The sequence below is a fragment of the bacterium genome, assembly GCA_030652805.1.
GTDB lineage: Bacteria > JAHJDO01 > JAHJDO01 > JAHJDO01 > JAHJDO01 > JAHJDO01.
On the sequence record JAUSPT010000032.1, the window covers coordinates 1 to 15742 of the forward strand.

The 15742-nt window shown below is 35.7% G+C and carries 22 protein-coding genes; 6 read left to right on the forward strand and 16 right to left on the reverse strand.

Features of this window, described 5'->3' with window-relative positions; all coding sequences use genetic code 11:
* Nucleotides 1–232: 232 nt before the first annotated feature.
* From Q7J67_02470 to Q7J67_02495, 6 genes are read left to right on the forward strand one after another with little or no spacing between them, the layout of a single operon-like run.
* Nucleotides 233–1015, forward strand: coding sequence for a hypothetical protein (locus Q7J67_02470; GenBank protein MDO9464146.1), 783 nt, complete (start codon nucleotides 233–235; stop codon nucleotides 1013–1015).
* Nucleotides 1016–1035: 20 nt separating this feature from the next.
* A complete protein-coding gene (locus Q7J67_02475; GenBank protein ID MDO9464147.1) occupies nucleotides 1036–1470 on the forward strand; it encodes a hypothetical protein in 435 nt (144 codons plus the stop codon).
* A gap of 12 nt (nucleotides 1471–1482) precedes the next feature.
* Nucleotides 1483–2844 carry a TrkH family potassium uptake protein gene (locus tag Q7J67_02480; protein MDO9464148.1) on the forward strand — a complete coding sequence of 454 codons (1362 nt, stop codon included), beginning with the start codon at nucleotides 1483–1485 and terminating at the stop codon, nucleotides 2842–2844.
* 15 nt (nucleotides 2845–2859) lie between these two features.
* Nucleotides 2860–3531 (forward strand): TrkA family potassium uptake protein, encoded by a 672-nt coding sequence (locus Q7J67_02485; protein ID MDO9464149.1) that lies wholly within the window; start codon nucleotides 2860–2862, stop codon nucleotides 3529–3531.
* 10 nt (nucleotides 3532–3541) lie between these two features.
* A complete protein-coding gene (folE, locus tag Q7J67_02490) occupies nucleotides 3542–4111 on the forward strand; it encodes a GTP cyclohydrolase I FolE (protein MDO9464150.1) in 570 nt (189 codons plus the stop codon).
* A 2-nt stretch (nucleotides 4112–4113) separates the two neighbouring features.
* Nucleotides 4114–5400, forward strand: a complete 1287-nt coding sequence (locus Q7J67_02495; GenBank protein MDO9464151.1) for an amidohydrolase family protein — start codon at nucleotides 4114–4116, stop codon at nucleotides 5398–5400.
* Here the strand turns inward: Q7J67_02495 and hisI are convergent.
* The 16 genes from hisI to lipB all read right to left on the reverse strand — a co-directional run bounded on the left by hisI (nucleotide 5397) and on the right by lipB (nucleotide 15699).
* A complete protein-coding gene (hisI, locus tag Q7J67_02500) occupies nucleotides 5397–5801 on the reverse strand; it encodes a phosphoribosyl-AMP cyclohydrolase (GenBank protein MDO9464152.1) in 405 nt (134 codons plus the stop codon). The genes Q7J67_02495 and hisI overlap by 4 nt on opposite strands.
* Nucleotides 5752–6471 (reverse strand): 1-(5-phosphoribosyl)-5-[(5-phosphoribosylamino)methylideneamino]imidazole-4-carboxamide isomerase, encoded by a 720-nt coding sequence (gene hisA / locus Q7J67_02505; GenBank protein MDO9464153.1) that lies wholly within the window; start codon nucleotides 6469–6471, stop codon nucleotides 5752–5754. Before hisA ends, hisI begins: the two co-directional genes overlap by 50 nt.
* Nucleotides 6471–7058, reverse strand: coding sequence for an imidazoleglycerol-phosphate dehydratase HisB (gene hisB, locus Q7J67_02510; GenBank protein MDO9464154.1), 588 nt, complete (start codon nucleotides 7056–7058; stop codon nucleotides 6471–6473). Before hisB ends, hisA begins: the two co-directional genes overlap by 1 nt.
* A 35-nt stretch (nucleotides 7059–7093) precedes the next feature.
* Nucleotides 7094–8317, reverse strand: a complete 1224-nt coding sequence (locus Q7J67_02515; protein MDO9464155.1) for an aspartate kinase — start codon at nucleotides 8315–8317, stop codon at nucleotides 7094–7096.
* A 3-nt stretch (nucleotides 8318–8320) separates the two neighbouring features.
* Nucleotides 8321–9394, reverse strand: a complete 1074-nt coding sequence (gene thrC / locus Q7J67_02520; protein MDO9464156.1) for a threonine synthase — start codon at nucleotides 9392–9394, stop codon at nucleotides 8321–8323.
* A 3-nt stretch (nucleotides 9395–9397) separates the two neighbouring features.
* The gene (locus Q7J67_02525) at nucleotides 9398–9856 is read right to left on the reverse strand and encodes a phosphatase PAP2 family protein (GenBank protein ID MDO9464157.1); all 459 of its coding nucleotides are present in this window, start codon (nucleotides 9854–9856) and stop codon (nucleotides 9398–9400) included.
* A gap of 83 nt (nucleotides 9857–9939) precedes the next feature.
* A complete protein-coding gene (locus Q7J67_02530) occupies nucleotides 9940–11193 on the reverse strand; it encodes a homoserine dehydrogenase (protein MDO9464158.1) in 1254 nt (417 codons plus the stop codon).
* Between the two features lie 20 nt (nucleotides 11194–11213).
* The gene (locus Q7J67_02535) at nucleotides 11214–11402 is read right to left on the reverse strand and encodes a DUF5678 domain-containing protein (GenBank protein ID MDO9464159.1); all 189 of its coding nucleotides are present in this window, start codon (nucleotides 11400–11402) and stop codon (nucleotides 11214–11216) included.
* A 96-nt stretch (nucleotides 11403–11498) separates the two neighbouring features.
* Complete coding sequence (locus Q7J67_02540) at nucleotides 11499–11795, reverse strand: DUF2845 domain-containing protein (protein ID MDO9464160.1); 297 nt, start codon at nucleotides 11793–11795, stop codon at nucleotides 11499–11501.
* Nucleotides 11792–12001, reverse strand: coding sequence for a hypothetical protein (locus Q7J67_02545; protein ID MDO9464161.1), 210 nt, complete (start codon nucleotides 11999–12001; stop codon nucleotides 11792–11794). The genes Q7J67_02540 and Q7J67_02545 overlap by 4 nt, the downstream gene beginning before the upstream one ends.
* Before the next feature lie 106 nt (nucleotides 12002–12107).
* A complete protein-coding gene (locus Q7J67_02550) occupies nucleotides 12108–12410 on the reverse strand; it encodes a nucleotidyltransferase domain-containing protein (protein MDO9464162.1) in 303 nt (100 codons plus the stop codon).
* A gap of 117 nt (nucleotides 12411–12527) precedes the next feature.
* Nucleotides 12528–12683, reverse strand: a complete 156-nt coding sequence (locus tag Q7J67_02555) for a hypothetical protein (protein ID MDO9464163.1) — start codon at nucleotides 12681–12683, stop codon at nucleotides 12528–12530.
* Nucleotides 12680–13876: a pyridoxal phosphate-dependent aminotransferase gene (locus Q7J67_02560; GenBank protein MDO9464164.1), complete on the reverse strand. Its 1197-nt coding sequence runs from the start codon at nucleotides 13874–13876 to the stop codon at nucleotides 12680–12682. Before Q7J67_02560 ends, Q7J67_02555 begins: the two co-directional genes overlap by 4 nt.
* 4 nt (nucleotides 13877–13880) lie before the next feature.
* Complete coding sequence (locus Q7J67_02565; GenBank protein MDO9464165.1) at nucleotides 13881–14123, reverse strand: lipoyl domain-containing protein; 243 nt, start codon at nucleotides 14121–14123, stop codon at nucleotides 13881–13883.
* 75 nt (nucleotides 14124–14198) lie between these two features.
* Nucleotides 14199–15053, reverse strand: coding sequence for a lipoyl synthase (gene lipA / locus Q7J67_02570; protein MDO9464166.1), 855 nt, complete (start codon nucleotides 15051–15053; stop codon nucleotides 14199–14201).
* Nucleotides 15046–15699, reverse strand: coding sequence for a lipoyl(octanoyl) transferase LipB (gene lipB / locus Q7J67_02575; protein MDO9464167.1), 654 nt, complete (start codon nucleotides 15697–15699; stop codon nucleotides 15046–15048). The genes lipA and lipB overlap by 8 nt, the downstream gene beginning before the upstream one ends.
* Between the last annotated feature and the right edge of the window lie 43 nt (nucleotides 15700–15742).

Here is a 15742-nt window from a genome sequence, read left to right on the forward strand (position 1 = left end):
CAGCTGTAACAAATTGGCTGATTGAGTACAATTTTAATCGCCCTCATCAAGCGCTTGATTATTTAACACCCATGAGATATATTGAGAATCACAATGAGAATCTTAAACAAAAAGTGTTACCTATGTGCCCAGCCAGCACAAGAACTTGACACATTAAATTAAACTATGATAGATTGCTTGTAAATTTGAAGCTTTTTAAAGTTTTTAAAAAAATCAAATGTTGGAGGGGAATATGGGCAAATTGATGAAGACTGGTGTTGTTCTGCTTTTAATAGTGTCTCTCTTATTTGCAGTTGCTACTATGATTATAATAGGACGAAACCAGGACCAAAAAAGACAAATTGCAAATCTCACTGATGATCTAAATAAAACAAAAGAAGCTAAGGCAAAGGTAGAGGAAAACCTGAAAAACATGACTGCAACAAAAATTTCTCTCGAAAAACAGTTAGCACAAACACAGATAGAACGCGATAGATACAAAACAGCTCTAACATCAGAAAAACAAAAAACAGCCCAATTAACAGATGATATAAAAAAAGAAATTCAAATAAAGGATAACTATAAGACTCAGTTAGACAAAGCTGATTCACAAATTAGTTCTCTCATATCCCAGAAAGAAAATCTTAATAAAGAGTTAGAAAAAGAATCAGCAAAAAGGATAGCTATTGAAGTGCGTATTGCTAGGCTTCTTGGCAAGGAAATTTCTGAAAAGAAAGTACCTGGGGAGAAACAAGAAAGAAAAGATGTGCCTGTGTTTAATGAAAATATGATAGGAAAGATCCTGAAAATTGATAGAAAAACAGGAATAATTGCTATAGACTTTGAGCGTGACATAAGTAGACACACAGGCAAGAAACTTGTTGTCCTTCGCAATGATAGTCTCATAGACAAGATTACAATCAAGGGAATATATAATACAATAATGGTTTCCAAAATAGATGCATTCGATAATATAAGAAAGATAAAAGATGGCGACACAGTCCAACTTTTGAATCGAGATCCTACAGAAGAGTAGCTAAAAGGAGAACAAAAATAATGGAAGATAAGAAAGCAAAACCAATCATGGAAGATAAAAGTATTCAGAAGGGACCTGAGCTAACACAGAGTTCCGGTATAAATATTGAGCCTCCTAAACAAGAAAGTGTTCAAGTCCAAACAAGCAATAAAGTGAGTCAAGCGTTAGTTAGGGACGGTGGATCTACTAATGTAATAAAACCTCCAGAAACTACACAAGACATTAATATAAAAAGAAGCGAGAAAGAAGAAAAGCCTGAATTTCTAAAACATCCTCCTAAAAAGTTGGATAAAAAAGAGAAATCAAAATTTATAGGAACCGTTGTAATACTTTCTCTTATTATATCGACATGTTCTATTATATTGCTTTTGTTCTGCATAAAGGACACTGCAATACCACAGTTTATTCAACCAGCGATTGATTACTTATACAAAATTGCACAAAACTACCTGTGAAATTAACCAACAGTGGTTAAAGAAAATCTCTTTAAAGCTATAGCCAAACTTGGTCTAAAACCCGTACAAATAGTTGCTTTAAGCTTTATCACAATCATTGCCATGGGAACGCTTTTATTACTGCTGCCCCAATCCAGGAAGCCAGGCATAGACCTCAGTATTATGAACACTTTGTTTACGGCTGCCTCAGCAACGTGTGTTACAGGACTTACTGTGGTTAATATATCAAACACTTTTACACTTTTTGGACAACTCATTATTCTCGCTCTTATTCAAATCGGTGGACTTGGCCTTATGACTATGGTTGGTTTCTTTTCTATTATTCTGAGAAATATGAGTCTAAATGAAAGCTTAGTTATGCGAGATGCTCTCAATTATGAAACTCTTGACAAAATAGGTCATATGCTCGTATCCATTCTCCTTATCACATTCACAATAGAGATTATAGGGTCAATATCTCTATATCTATTTTGGATAGGGGATTTTATAAGCATAAAAAAAACTATTTATTTCTCTGTATTTCATGCAGTTTCTGCATTTTGCAATGCTGGATTCTCACTGTTCCAGAATAGCTTCGCAAATTATAGTAAGTCCAGTGCTTTTAATCTTATAATTACCTCTTTAATTATACTAGGCGGACTCGGTTTTATAGTAATTACTGATATCATTAAAGTTATTAACCTTAAATTGAGAAAAAAACCAGCCAGATTAAAAGTTCATACAAAATTAGTTCTAATTACCAGTATTATCTTAATAATTAGTGGCACACTTATTCTCTTCTTAATTGAAAACAGGAATTTGTTATGTTCATATTCAATTAAGGAGAAGTTGATGATATCCTATTTCCAATCTATAACAGCAAGAACTGCAGGATTTAACACCATAAATATTTGTGGATTAGCGAATGCGTCTTGTCTTATACTCATGATTCTTATGTTCATAGGGGCTTCTCCATGCTCTACAGGAGGTGGAATTAAAACAAGCACACTTGGAATCGCAGTAGTAAGTTTGCGATCATTTATTCAAGGGCAACAAAGGGTAGAGATATTTGGGAGAAGTCTACCCAGGCATTCTTTAAACAAAGTATTCGGAATTATCTTTGTTTCTGCTATATTTATTACGACATGTATTGTAATATTACTACTTACAGAAAGAGCAAGTTTTATGGACATCTTGTTTGAGGAAATATCTGCTTTCGGCACAGTAGGTCTTTCAAGGGGAATAACGCCTAACTTAACTACATCAGGCAAATTAGTAATTATAATCACAATGCTTACTGGTAGGATTGGTCCTCTGGCTATGGCTCTGGCGCTTACAGGAAAGAGAAGAAAGGCTATATATGCATACCCAGAGGAAGAAGTAATTATTGGATAATTAGAGGAGAAAACAATGAAAAAATTCGCAGTAATAGGACTTGGGATGTTTGGCTATAGAGTTGCCGTTACACTTGCTGAGGGGAATGCAGAGGTGATTGCTGTTGATAAAGATCCTAGAAAGATAGAAGCTATAAAGGATAAAGTGACATTAGCTGTAAGAATGGATTCCTCAATTGAAGAAAACTTAGTTTCACAGGGAATAAATAGAGTTGATAGTGTATTAGTCTGTATTGGCGAAATTTTTGAGGCAAATCTACTTACAACTGTCCTATTAAAAAAGCTCGGAGTAAAGCAGATAATATCCAGAGCTGCGAACGATATACAATTCCAAATATTAAAACTGGTTGGTGCTGATAGGATTGTCTCACCTGAAGATGACATGGGGAAAAAAATTGCACAAAATCTGCTTATGTCAAGTATCCTGGATTACATTCCTCTCACAAACGGTCACAGCCTGGTTCAAATCAAAACCCCACCAAGTTTTCTACATAAAAAATTGCGCGATCTACATCTAAGAGACCAATACAAAGTAAATGTTGTAGCAATCAAAGAGCAGGGTGTAGACCAAGATGGAAAAACTATAGAAAAAATTCACAGCGTGCCAGACCCAAATCATATTTTTGTAGAAAATGATGTGCTTGTTGTAGTAGGAAGTAACAGTGACATTGAAAAAATAGCGAAATGAGGAGCCTTTAATTGTGAGAGTAAATCATAAAAAAATTATTGAAGCAGTAAAAGCGATCCTTGAGGCTGTTGGAGAAAATCCAAAAAGAAAAGGACTCATTAGAACACCACAACGTATTGCAGAAATGTATGAAGAAATATTTGCAGGACTGCGTAAAGACCCCAAAAAAGAATTAAAAGTCTCTATTCAAGAAGACCATGATGAGATTGTTCTTGTGAAAGATATCTACTTTGCTTCAATGTGCGAACATCATTTTCTCCCCTTCACAGGTAAAGCTCACGTTGCATATATTCCAAAAGGTAACAGAGTTATAGGCCTCAATACATTAGTCCATGCTGTTGATCTGTTTGCCAAGAAGCCTCAACTACAGGAAAGATTAACCACAAACATTGCTGATGCACTCATGGAAATATTGAAGCCTCAAGGCGTTATTGTTCTAATAGAAGCAGAGCATTTATGCATGACAATGAGAGGTGTTAAAAAACATGGTGCAATCGCAGTCACTTCTGCTGTGAGAGGAATATTTAGGAAAAACAGTAAAACACGCGCAGAAGCTCTAAGTCTTATTAAAAGTAACTGAATATGATAAAAATAAAAAATGGAAGTGCAATTCTTAAAAACCGAATAGAAAAGGCTGATTTATATATACAAGATGGCAAGATATATTTTGAATCCCAAAATCAGTCTCCTGATAGGATAATCGATGCTGAAGGAAAATATATATTCCCGGGTTTCTTTGATATCCATTTTCACGGCTGTAATCTGTTTGATTTTACATTAGGCAAATACAATCCTGAAACAAGATCATTCGATGACTCTGAGAAAGCTTTTTCCGAAGGCATTGCTATGCTTGCAATGGAAAAGGCAAAGCAAGGAGTAACTTACGCATTTCCTACAACAGCTGCAGCTCCGATAAAAAATTTACAAACCTGCTTTGCATACCTAAAAAAATTCATGGAGAGCAAAAGCAATGGATTGCATGGAGCTTTTTTGTATGGAGCTTTTCTTGAAGGCACCTTTATAAGCTCTGATTTTTTAGGCGCTCAGTCCCCTACTTATGTGTTTAAACCAAATAAAAAAATATTTAACCAAATAAATGAATCAGGCGCAATTAAATTGGCAAACATTGTATCTGAATATGGAGAAGATTCTATTAATCTTATAAAACACCTTGTAAACAACAACATTGTTGTTGGGACAGGTCATACAAGAGCGACTTGCTTCCAGATTGAAGAAGCTATAAAAGCAGGATTGAAATACTTTGTACACTTTATGAATGGACCTACAAACACTTCCTATAAACCGTTTAATGGAGGAGGAGCAGCCGAAGCCGTTCTGAAAAATGATGAAATTTATGCAGAACTTATTTTGGATGGCTATCATGTTAGCCCGGCCTATATTAGAGACGCAATAAGCAGAAAAACTGATACAAAAATTATTGCTGTAACAGACTCTATGTTTCTGACCGGTAAAAACAAAGTTAAAGAATTTGAATTTTTTGGAGTTAAAGGCACAGTGAGTGATAATAGAGATTACTTGGCTGTTAAGGGAAAAGAAAATACTCTTTTCGGAAGTGTACTCACAACAGATAAGGCATTCTCTAATTTATTGTCATGGCTAACACGAAAAATGGAAGGGATATGGATAAGAAGACACCCTGCATTAGACCTTGAAAGAGCTCTCGTATCTATGGCTAAAATCTTTTCTACAAATAACTGCAATATGCTTGGGCTAGATTCCAGAGGTGTTATTGAGAAGAACAAACAGGCAGATTTGACTATTGGATCTATTTCCGGAGAACAAGGAGATTATATCTTCAAAGTAGAACACACATTAGTAAACGGAAGAATTGTTTTTTCAACTGATTAAGTTTTCTTATAGATTTTTTCTGGCTCAAAGAGCTCCTTTTCTACAACTGTAAAACCATCTTTATCATACTTTCTATAAAAACATGTTCTGTAGCCCGTATGACATGCTCCACCTATCTGCTCAACCTTTATAAGAAGCGTGTCATTATCACAGTCTATAAGGATATCTTTTACTTTCTGAATATGTCCTGAAGTCTCCCCTTTTATCCACAACTTCTCTCTTGACCTGCTCCAGAAACATGTTCTTCTTGTTTTAAGTGTTGTTTCCAGAGACTCTTTATTCATATATCCCATCATTAAAACCTTTGAGGTCTTAAAATCCTGAACTATTGCAGGAATCAATCCTTTTTTATCAAACTTCACTTGCTCTGCAAGCTTCTTTAAAATCAAATCTCTTTTCATATAGCGCCTTCCCAACTATTACTCCCATCAAGTCTTTTATTGAAGCTAATTTTTTAATATCATCTAGGCAAGAAATTCCTCCAGATGCTATAACTTTTACTGTTTTTCTATTAATCAGGTGTCCGAATTTTTCTAAATTAGGACCTGTTAACATACCGTCTCTACTTATGTCTGTATAAATAACTGTTTTAATTCCTATATCTTCAACTTTTTCAATTATATCTTCAACTGTAAATTCTGATGCCTTCTGCCACCCTTGAACTGCAACCTTATCGTCCTTTGCATCTATGCTAACAATTATTCTTTCGCCAAATTCAGAGTAAACTTGTTTTAAAAAATCAGAAGAAGCACATGCTTGAGTTCCAATAATTACCCATCTTACTCCATTTTTTAGCAATGTATCTATAGTAGAAATATCCCTTATCCCTCCTCCTACTTCGACAGGGATTTCCAATGCTTTACATATAGAAGTAATTATATCCGGATTTTTAATGCTGCCTGTTTTTGCTCCTTCCAAATCAACAATATGGATTCTCTCTGCCCCTTCTTTTTCCCACTTGAGAGCATATTCCAGAGGACTATTTCCATAAATCTTTAAATCGCTGAAACTCCCCTGCTTTAGTCGAACTACTTTCCCTTGATATATATCTATAGCAGGAATTACAATCATTAAAGAATGCCTTTTGTAGATGGAATAGCTCTCTGTCTTGCATCTATTGCTGTCGCCTCATCCAGTGCTTTTCCCAGTGCCTTAAAAATAGATTCATATATGTGATGAGTGTTCTTCCCGTATATAAGATTTACATGTAGTGTAATCAAAGCAGTATTTACAAATGCGCGCATAAACTCCTCTACAAGCTGAACCTCAAACCTTTTTATCCTTTTTGCCGGTGCGTTCACATTGAAAACAAAAAAAGCTCTGCCGCTAATATCAACACTAACTTCTCCAAGTGCTTCATCCATTGGAAGTCTTGCATATCCAAAGCGTTTCACGCCCCTCTTGTCTCCAAGAGCCTTTCTGAGCGCCTCACCAAGACATATTCCTATGTCTTCAACTGTATGGTGATCATCTACTTCAATATCCCCACATGCCTTTATATTCAAATCAAACAAACCGTGCTTTGTCATTAATGTAAGCATATGATCGAAAAAAGGGATCTTCGTTCTTATATTTGCATTTCCTTTACCGTCTAGAACAAGTTTTAGATCAATATTGGTCTCTTTTGTATCACGTTTTACAATTCCTGTTCTTTTCATCTTCTTCTCCATATTTTTATCCACTACAGCAAGATTTACCTTGTCTTATCCAATTCAAACGCTTTATGAAGGACTCGTGCGGCTTTTTTGCCTTCTTTCTTATCCACCAAACATGAAATCTTTATTTCAGACGTGCTTATTGTTCTGATATTTATTTTATTTTTACCAAGTATTTGAAACATCTTTGCAGCAACACCTGCATGGGTTCTCATACCAATACCTACTATTGAAATCTTAGCTATATTTTTATCACATTCTATTTTCTTAGGATTAACAGTGCTTTTTAATTTATCAGTAACATCAAGTGTTCTCTTTATATCTTCTTTTGCAACAGTAAAAGATATGTCGGCCACTCCTTTTGCGCTTATATTCTGAATAATCATATCTACGTTTATATTTTCATCTGCTATATTATTGAAAATTGTTCCTGCAATTCCAGGCTTATCTGGAATACCAATAATTGATATCTTTGCCTCATCCTCGTTTAATATAACACTTCTAACTAATGCCTCTTCCATTTTTCCCCTCTCTTTTGATACAACCACTGTACCTGTTTTGTTAATAAAGCTGGATCGTATATGAAGCGGTACTTTAAATCGCTGAGCTATCTGCATTGAACGCGGCGCCATTACCTTTGCCCCAAGGCTTGCCATTTCCAGCATTTCTTCATAAGTGATGCTTTTAATCTTCTTTGCCTGTGGAATTACCCTTGGATCTGATGTAAAGACTCCTTCAACATCAGTATATACTTCGCACTCATCTGCGCCTAGAGCTGCAGCAATTGCAATAGCACTCGTATCTGAAGCTCCACGTCCCATGGTTGTTACATCATTATTAATACTTACTCCCTGAAATCCCGCAATAACTACAATCTTTCCTTTTTTAAGTTCTTCTCTTACTCTCTTTGCTCCAATCCTCAAGATTCTGGCCTTTGTATGGGATGTGTCAGTAATTATTTCTACCTGAGACCCTGTAAAGGATATTGCATCATATCCTAAAGAGTGTATAGCCATTGTAATTAGTGCTATTGAGATTCGTTCTCCTGTAGAAAGGAGCATATCCATCTCTCGTCTTGATGGAGAATCTGTTATTTCTGCTGCCATTTTTATCAAATTGTCAGTAGTTTTCCCCATAGCAGAAACGACTACTACCACATTATCATATCTATCTCTAGCCTTAACAATCAGTTTCGCTACATGCTTGATTCTCTCTGCATTTGCTACTGACGTTCCACCATACTTCTGCACAATAAGACTCATAATTTATATTCCTATAATTCTTAATATACTATTTATGTTCGGTTCTACTGTTATAGGTTTCTCAACGCTTCCTATTGCGCGATCCGGATCCTTTAAACCATGACCAGTAAGAACACAAACTGTTATCTTTTCTGAATGATTAGCTGAATTCTGCTGCTTTTTAAAATAATCATCCTTTGCCAATTTAATTATCCCTGCCACACTTGCTGCTGAGGCTGGTTCAACAAAAACCCCATCCTCCTTTGCCAGTAATTTATAGGCTTCGAGAATCTCATCATCTGTAACTGCATATATTAGTCCTGATGACTCATCCCTTGCTTCCTCAGCCTTTTTCCAGCTTGCCGGATTACCAATTCTTATTGCAGTTGCAATAGTCTCAGGATTACGAACAATCTCCCCTCTTACAATGGGCGCTGCTCCCGCTGCCTGAAAGCCCAGCATTTTAGGAAGATTTCTAATTTTACCTGCTTCCTTATATTCCTTATATCCCATCCAGTACGCAGTAATGTTTCCCGCGTTTCCGACTGGAATTGCATGAAAGTCCGGCGATCTTCCACCAAGCTGGTCACAGACTTCAAAAGCACCCGTCTTCTGCCCTTCTATTCTATATGGATTTATGGAATTTACCAGAGTGATAGGATAATTATCTGTTATCTCCCTGACTAGTTTGAGAGCATTGTCAAAGTTCCCCTTAATGGCAATAACCTTTGCGCCATGGATAAGCGCCTGAGCAAGCTTGCCCATTGCAATTGCACCTTCTGGAATTAATACAATGCAATTCAGCCCCGCTCTGGCAGAATATGCAGCGGCCGATGCTGAAGTATTGCCTGTTGATGCGCACATTACTGCCTCTGCGCCCTTCTCCAACGCCTTTGAAATTGCCATTGTCATTCCACGATCTTTAAAAGAACCTGTTGGATTCGCTCCTTCAAATTTTAGAAATACTCTTGTTCCTGTTATATTTGAAAGCTTCTCAGAAAAAATTAAAGGAGTATTACCTTCATTTAACGTTACTATCGGAGTAGCTCGAGACACAGGAAGATATTTTCTGTATTGATTTATAACACCATTCCACATAAGCTAACTCGCTTTCTTAAAATCTAATCTTTGACTTATTATTAAAATTAGTTTTGCTGATAGATAACCGATCATGCTGCCTGCAACTATATCTAATGGATAATGAACTCCTATATAGACTCTGGAGAATGCAACCAGAAAAGCCAATAAATAAAATAATAGCCATTTTTTATAATAACCAGACAACACTGCAGCCGTTGAAAAAGCAGTCTGAGAATGGCCTGATGGAAATGAGCCTACATATAATTTTTGTCCATATATATTCATATCCATAAATTGAGACAATGGCCTGGGTCTCTGAATAAGCTCTTTCAAGATATGAACAACTATGCCTCCCAAAAAGATAGTAATTAGTGATATGACGAGTATTAATAAAGCATTTTTTCTGTCAAAGATTAATATGCTTACTACTATAAGTGGGATTAGGAAAAAACCATTTCCTAGTTGCGTCAATGTGAACATTACGAATCCCATACATGAATTCCAGAGATGCTGATTAATAAATAGGAAAATTGACTGGTCTATTGATATAATGTAGTCAAGCATCAATCTTCAACTCGTATGATCACGCTTTTTCTCTTAATAATATCCAACTTATCAATCTCTCTTATTGCTAAGCAAATATCCTTTTCCTTTGCCTCATGGGTCATCATAATAATTGGAACAGCGCCGCTTTGTTTTCTATCCTTTTGGATTACTGAAGCTATACTAATCTTACTCCTGCCCAATATGCCGGAAATTTTCGCAAGGACACCCGGTTTATCTACTGCTGAGAATCTAATATAATACCTTAATTTATTCTCTGATGTTTCTTTAATATCTAAACGATTGGTAAAGGAATAATCATCCATTACATTGCTTTTTGCGCTCATCTTTCCAACAATGTCAATAATGTCTGAGTAAACAGCATTGGCCGTTGGCATCTGTCCTGCCCCAAGCCCATAGAACATCATCTCTCCGATACTGTCGCCACGTAAATATATAGCATTATACACATCGGACACAGAAGAAAGTAAATGTCCCTTGGAAATTAGAACTGGATGCACACGAACATCCAACTTATTTTCTTCTCTATTTGCTATGGCTAGCGGTTTAATTACATATCCTAATTCCTCAGCGTATTGAATATCCTCTAAAGTTATATTTCTGATTCCCTCTACATAAATGTGCCCCATATCAACCCTTGTTCTATAAATGATAGAGCTGAGAATTGCTATTTTATGAGCAGAATCAACACCGTCTATATCAAGAGATGCGTCAGCTTCCGCATACCCTAAATCTTGAGCGTCTTTTAATGCCGCGGAGAAAGTCTGACCATCCAGAGACATCCTGCTAAGTATAAAATTAGATGTTCCATTAACTATTCCTAAAACAGATGTTATATCTGATGAACGGAAACTGTCTCTGACAGCTTTTATAATAGGAATGCCCCCTGCGACACTTGCTTCAAATTTTATATACACATTTTTATCTTTTGCCGCCTGAAAGATCTCATCACCATGAATCGCAAGAAGCGCTTTATTAGCCGTTACAACATGTTTCTTGTTTTTTAGTGCAGTAAGTATAAACTTCTTTGCAGGTTGTATGCCTCCTATTAACTCTACAATTATATCAATTGAGGGATCATTCAACACTCTGTTTACATCAGTAGTGAGTAAAGCTTTATTAATCTTCACAGATCTAGGCGTTGTGATATCTAAATCCACTACATGTTTTAACTCTACCTGTTTCTCCTGCTGAATTATTTTTACAAGACCTGTGCCTATTGTTCCAAACCCTATAAGCCCAACCTTTTTCATCCCGGTCTCCACTGATTTCATTAGAAAACTTGAACCATATCTTTTTTAGGTACATATATAATGACAGGATCATTATGCCCTTTTTTAGCAGCTTTTTCATAAACTTCATTAACATGATCTCCGCTACTAATAACTGTATCGTCTTCAAAGCTTTTAAGTGCTACATACTGCCCACTATATTTTTTTTCTTTTACCAACTGAACGGTCATTGTTATACCCTTCCCCTTTTTTCAGCCTATTAGTCACTTCGCTTTTACCTTAGTATTACGATATCACAATGGGATATGTCCCTATTTATTCATTAATCAATCATTTTCGTGTACTGCAGATACTCTGCCATAAATGAACTTAACATAATAAACTTTTAAAATCCCTTTATAAACCCACCATTCTTCTTTTACTTCTATTCCAGAAAAAGAAGTAGAATGAGAAATGCGTTTACGTGTAGGTGCACCACAAAGAGACATAACTTCACTTTGGGACATACCAATCTTAACTTTTTTTGAAACATCTCCAGAGAGAAGACCGCAGGAACTAAGAAGAAAAGAACATATGAGAGTTATTGCAATCCAGAGTTTCTTGCCCTTCAGTTCATTTTTCATAATACCCCTTCCATTCTCCATTTTTTCAATATACCCTTTTCTTTAGAGTTTAGCTTTTCAGAATGATCTAATAGCTTGGCTACTATTTTTACATTAGTATTTTTATTAATTTTATTTTGAGGAAGCATGCTAGAAACACCTATTGCCTCTTCTTTGTATTTTAATAGCCATTCTGTCTGTTCTTTTACCAACTTTACTCTGCACATTTTGCCTCCCTTTCCGTTATTTTATCATAAACTGCTGGTTTTATTTTTTAGAAAAGATTCTATTTCTTCAATGGCTTGTTTTACGTCATAAAGATATTTTTTGATTTCAAGCAACATAAATATTCTTTCTCGTACGATTTAAACTTTCTTTTAAAAATGGGTTTCTAACCGACCCTTCAATTATAATGTCTACGGATCTATGGAAGACATTTCTTAATCTTTCTTTAAGCTCAAAATATCTATCAAAAAGATTGTCGTTTTCTTTTTGAGCAAATTCAACAATTATGTCTATATCACTACCTGCTCCAAAGTTATCGTTTGTAGCTGACCCAAATAAATCTAATTTTTTAAGATGCAATTCATTGCAAATTTTACTAACTTTTCCTTCATAGGGTTTTATGTCTAACATATTTTTTACTCCTTGAATACTAACTGAATTGTATCACATAATCTTATCATTTTAAATACATGCCTGAGATTAAATCAGGGGCACATCCTATTTATTCCAAAGACATGTAACATATTATCAATAGTCATCTTCCTTCAGTCTTATTCTTTTGAAGAGATTCTCTACGGGGATACCTTTTGTTCCATCCGCTATAGCCATTCTACCAGCCTGAACAGCTTTTATAGTTTCTTTATCCTGAAGTTCATCAAGAACATCTGTAAGAATATTCGTCATCTCAATTCTTTCAATGCGGATTCCATTCTATCAATACCTTCTTTTATGTTCTCCATTGATGTAGCGTATGACATCCTGATGTGGTATGGAGAGCCAAAGGCAGATCCAGGAATAACGCCGACTTTGGCAATGTCCAACAGGAAATTACAAAAATCAATATCTGTATTTATTCTGTTGCCATTATATTCTTTCCCGTAATACGCAGATATATTCGGGAATACATAAAAAGCCCCTTTCGGCTTCTGGCATGAGACATTGTCCATATCATTTAATCTTCCTACAATATAATCGCGTCTTTTCCCGAACTCATTTACCATTTTAGCAACATCGTTTGTTTTTTTCTGTATGGCAGTTAAAGCCGCTTTTTGAGAAATGGATGTCGGATTGGATGTGCTCTGGCTCTGAAGTTTGCCTGCTGCTTTTATTATGTCTGTATCTCCAGCCGCGTAGCCAATTCTCCATCCTGTCATGGAATAGGTTTTTGAAACTCCATTTACTACTATGGTGCGTTCTTTAATATCACTATTCAAAGACGCTATGCTAATATGTTGTATACCGTCATAAATTATTTCCTCATATATCTCATCTGCAATTACATAAATATCATGTTTGCAAGCAATATCTGCAATCTCCATTAATTCATCCTTTGAGTACACGGTTCCACATGGATTTGAAGGGCTGTTAATAATCAGAATTTTTGTTTTCTCTGTTATAGCATTCTCCAATTCATCAGGTAAGATTTTAAAAGCATTCTTTTCAACGCCTTGTATAAAAACAGGTTTTGCACCGGCAAGCTTTACCATATCAGGATAGCTAACCCAATATGGTATAGGGATAATAACCTCATCATCCGGATTACACATAACCTGAATGAGGTTATAAAGGGAATGCTTTGCTCCGCATGAGACAATAACTTGTTCCGACGTATAATCCAGCCCATTATCATTTCCAAACTTATCGCAAACTGCCTTCTTAAGTTCCAATGTTCCTGAAGCAGGTGTATATTTTGTGAAGCCATTCTTTATTGAAGATATAGCAGCATTCTTAATATATTCAGGAGTATCAAAATCTGGCTCTCCAGCACTAAAACCAATTACATCTATCCCTTGCGCGCGCAATGTCTTTATTTTGGCACTGATAGCTAATGTAGCTGATGGCTTTATGCTTTTTATTCTATCAGATAATTTTTGCATTTAACTATTCTCCTATCTCTGCCATCTTCTGTCCAACCCTGACTATGTCTCCCTCTTTGACAAGAATATCCTTCAAAACACCAGATACTGGCGCAGGAACATTAAACGTAGCCTTATCTGTCAGCATCTCAATTACATCATCTCCTTTGTTTATATTATCCCCTTTTTCGCACATCCAAAAGGAAACCGTTGCTTCTTCAATCCCCTCTCCAAGTTCCGGCAAAATAAAATCCACGCTATTATTCATACTTTAAATTATTCCAAAATTTCTTGCTACGGATTATATAACATAACTACTCCTGCAATCAATAACAATAACGTCTCAGCTTGCAGATGCAAACAGCTCATCTGCCTTATATGAACTTCTGACAAAAGGACCTGAAGCAATAATAAAACCTTTATCTTCGGCAAATTTTTTATATTCCTCAAACATTTCAGGCGTAATAAATTCTTTAACAGGAAAGTGATTTTGTGACGGAGATAAATATTGACCGAGCGTTAATAAATTACAGCCAACGCTGCTTAAATCGTCCATAACTCTTAAAACTTCTTTTTTTGTTTCTCCAAGCCCCAGCATTATACCTGATTTAGTGACTATTTTTGAATCAAACTCTTTTATCATTCCAAGCAAATTAAGAGATATTCTATAATTTGCTTCCTGCCGCACATTCTCATATAAACTTGGAACAGTCTCGAGATTATGACCAAATACATCAGGCTTGCTCCGAGCAACCTGTTCTACACAATCCTCTTTGCCTTTAAAGTCAGGCGTAAGAATCTCTATTACAACATCCGGGATATTGCTTCTAATATCCATTATAACATCTGCAAATTGGCCCGCTCCATAATCCTTGAGATCATCTCTTGTTACGGAAGTTATAACAACATATTTTAATCTTAATTCATAAACCGCCTTGCTTAATCTTTTCGGCTCATTTTTATCAACTGACAAAGGGATGCCATGCTTTACTGCACAAAATCTACAGTTTCGCGTGCAAACATCCCCGAGTATCATAAAAGTCGCAGTATGACGAGAAAAACATTCGCCTATATTGGGACACTTTGCGCTTTCACATACTGTATTTAAGCTTAGTTTTTTAAGAATATGCCTTGTCTCTTCTGTAGCCTTTATATCAGGTATTCTTTTTTTGAGCCAATCAGGTAATCTTTTATGCATATCTCATATCTCTACTGAAACAATTCCCAAATTCAGTTATAAGAATTTGTTTTGTTTTCTGCATATCAGTTTGTTTTTCTGTTAATTCATCCAGAGACGTTACTTTTTTATCTCTTATACCACACGGAGTTATCATCCTAAAATGTTCCTTGTTCGGATTAATATTTATACAAAATCCGTGAAAAGTCGTCCATTTACTCACGCCAATACCTATTGCCGCAATCTTTTCATTTTCTATCCAAACGCCAGTGTAATTATTTATTCTGCCAGCCGCTATTTTGAAATGCGACAAGAATCTAATTATTACCTCTTCTAAGCTCCTCAGATAAAGATGTATATCCTTGTTCCATTGTGCAAGATTTATAATTGGATAACCTACTATCTGACCAGGCCCATGATAGGTTATATCCCCTCCCCTATCTACCTCGTAAACTTTTATTCCATTTTTTTTCAGAACCTCATTACTGACAAGGATATTTCCCCTGCCGCCTTTTCTGCCTATTGTAAATGTTGGAGGATGTTCTGTTAATATAAGTGTGTCTGGAATCTCATTCTTAATCCTTTCAGACAGTATTTTTTTTTGAAGATTATAAACTTCCATATAATCCTTAAGTCCAATGTCTAACACATTACATACTGCTTTCATCTAAATGCCCTTCCTCTTTGTCACAAAATCTATTCATAATTTT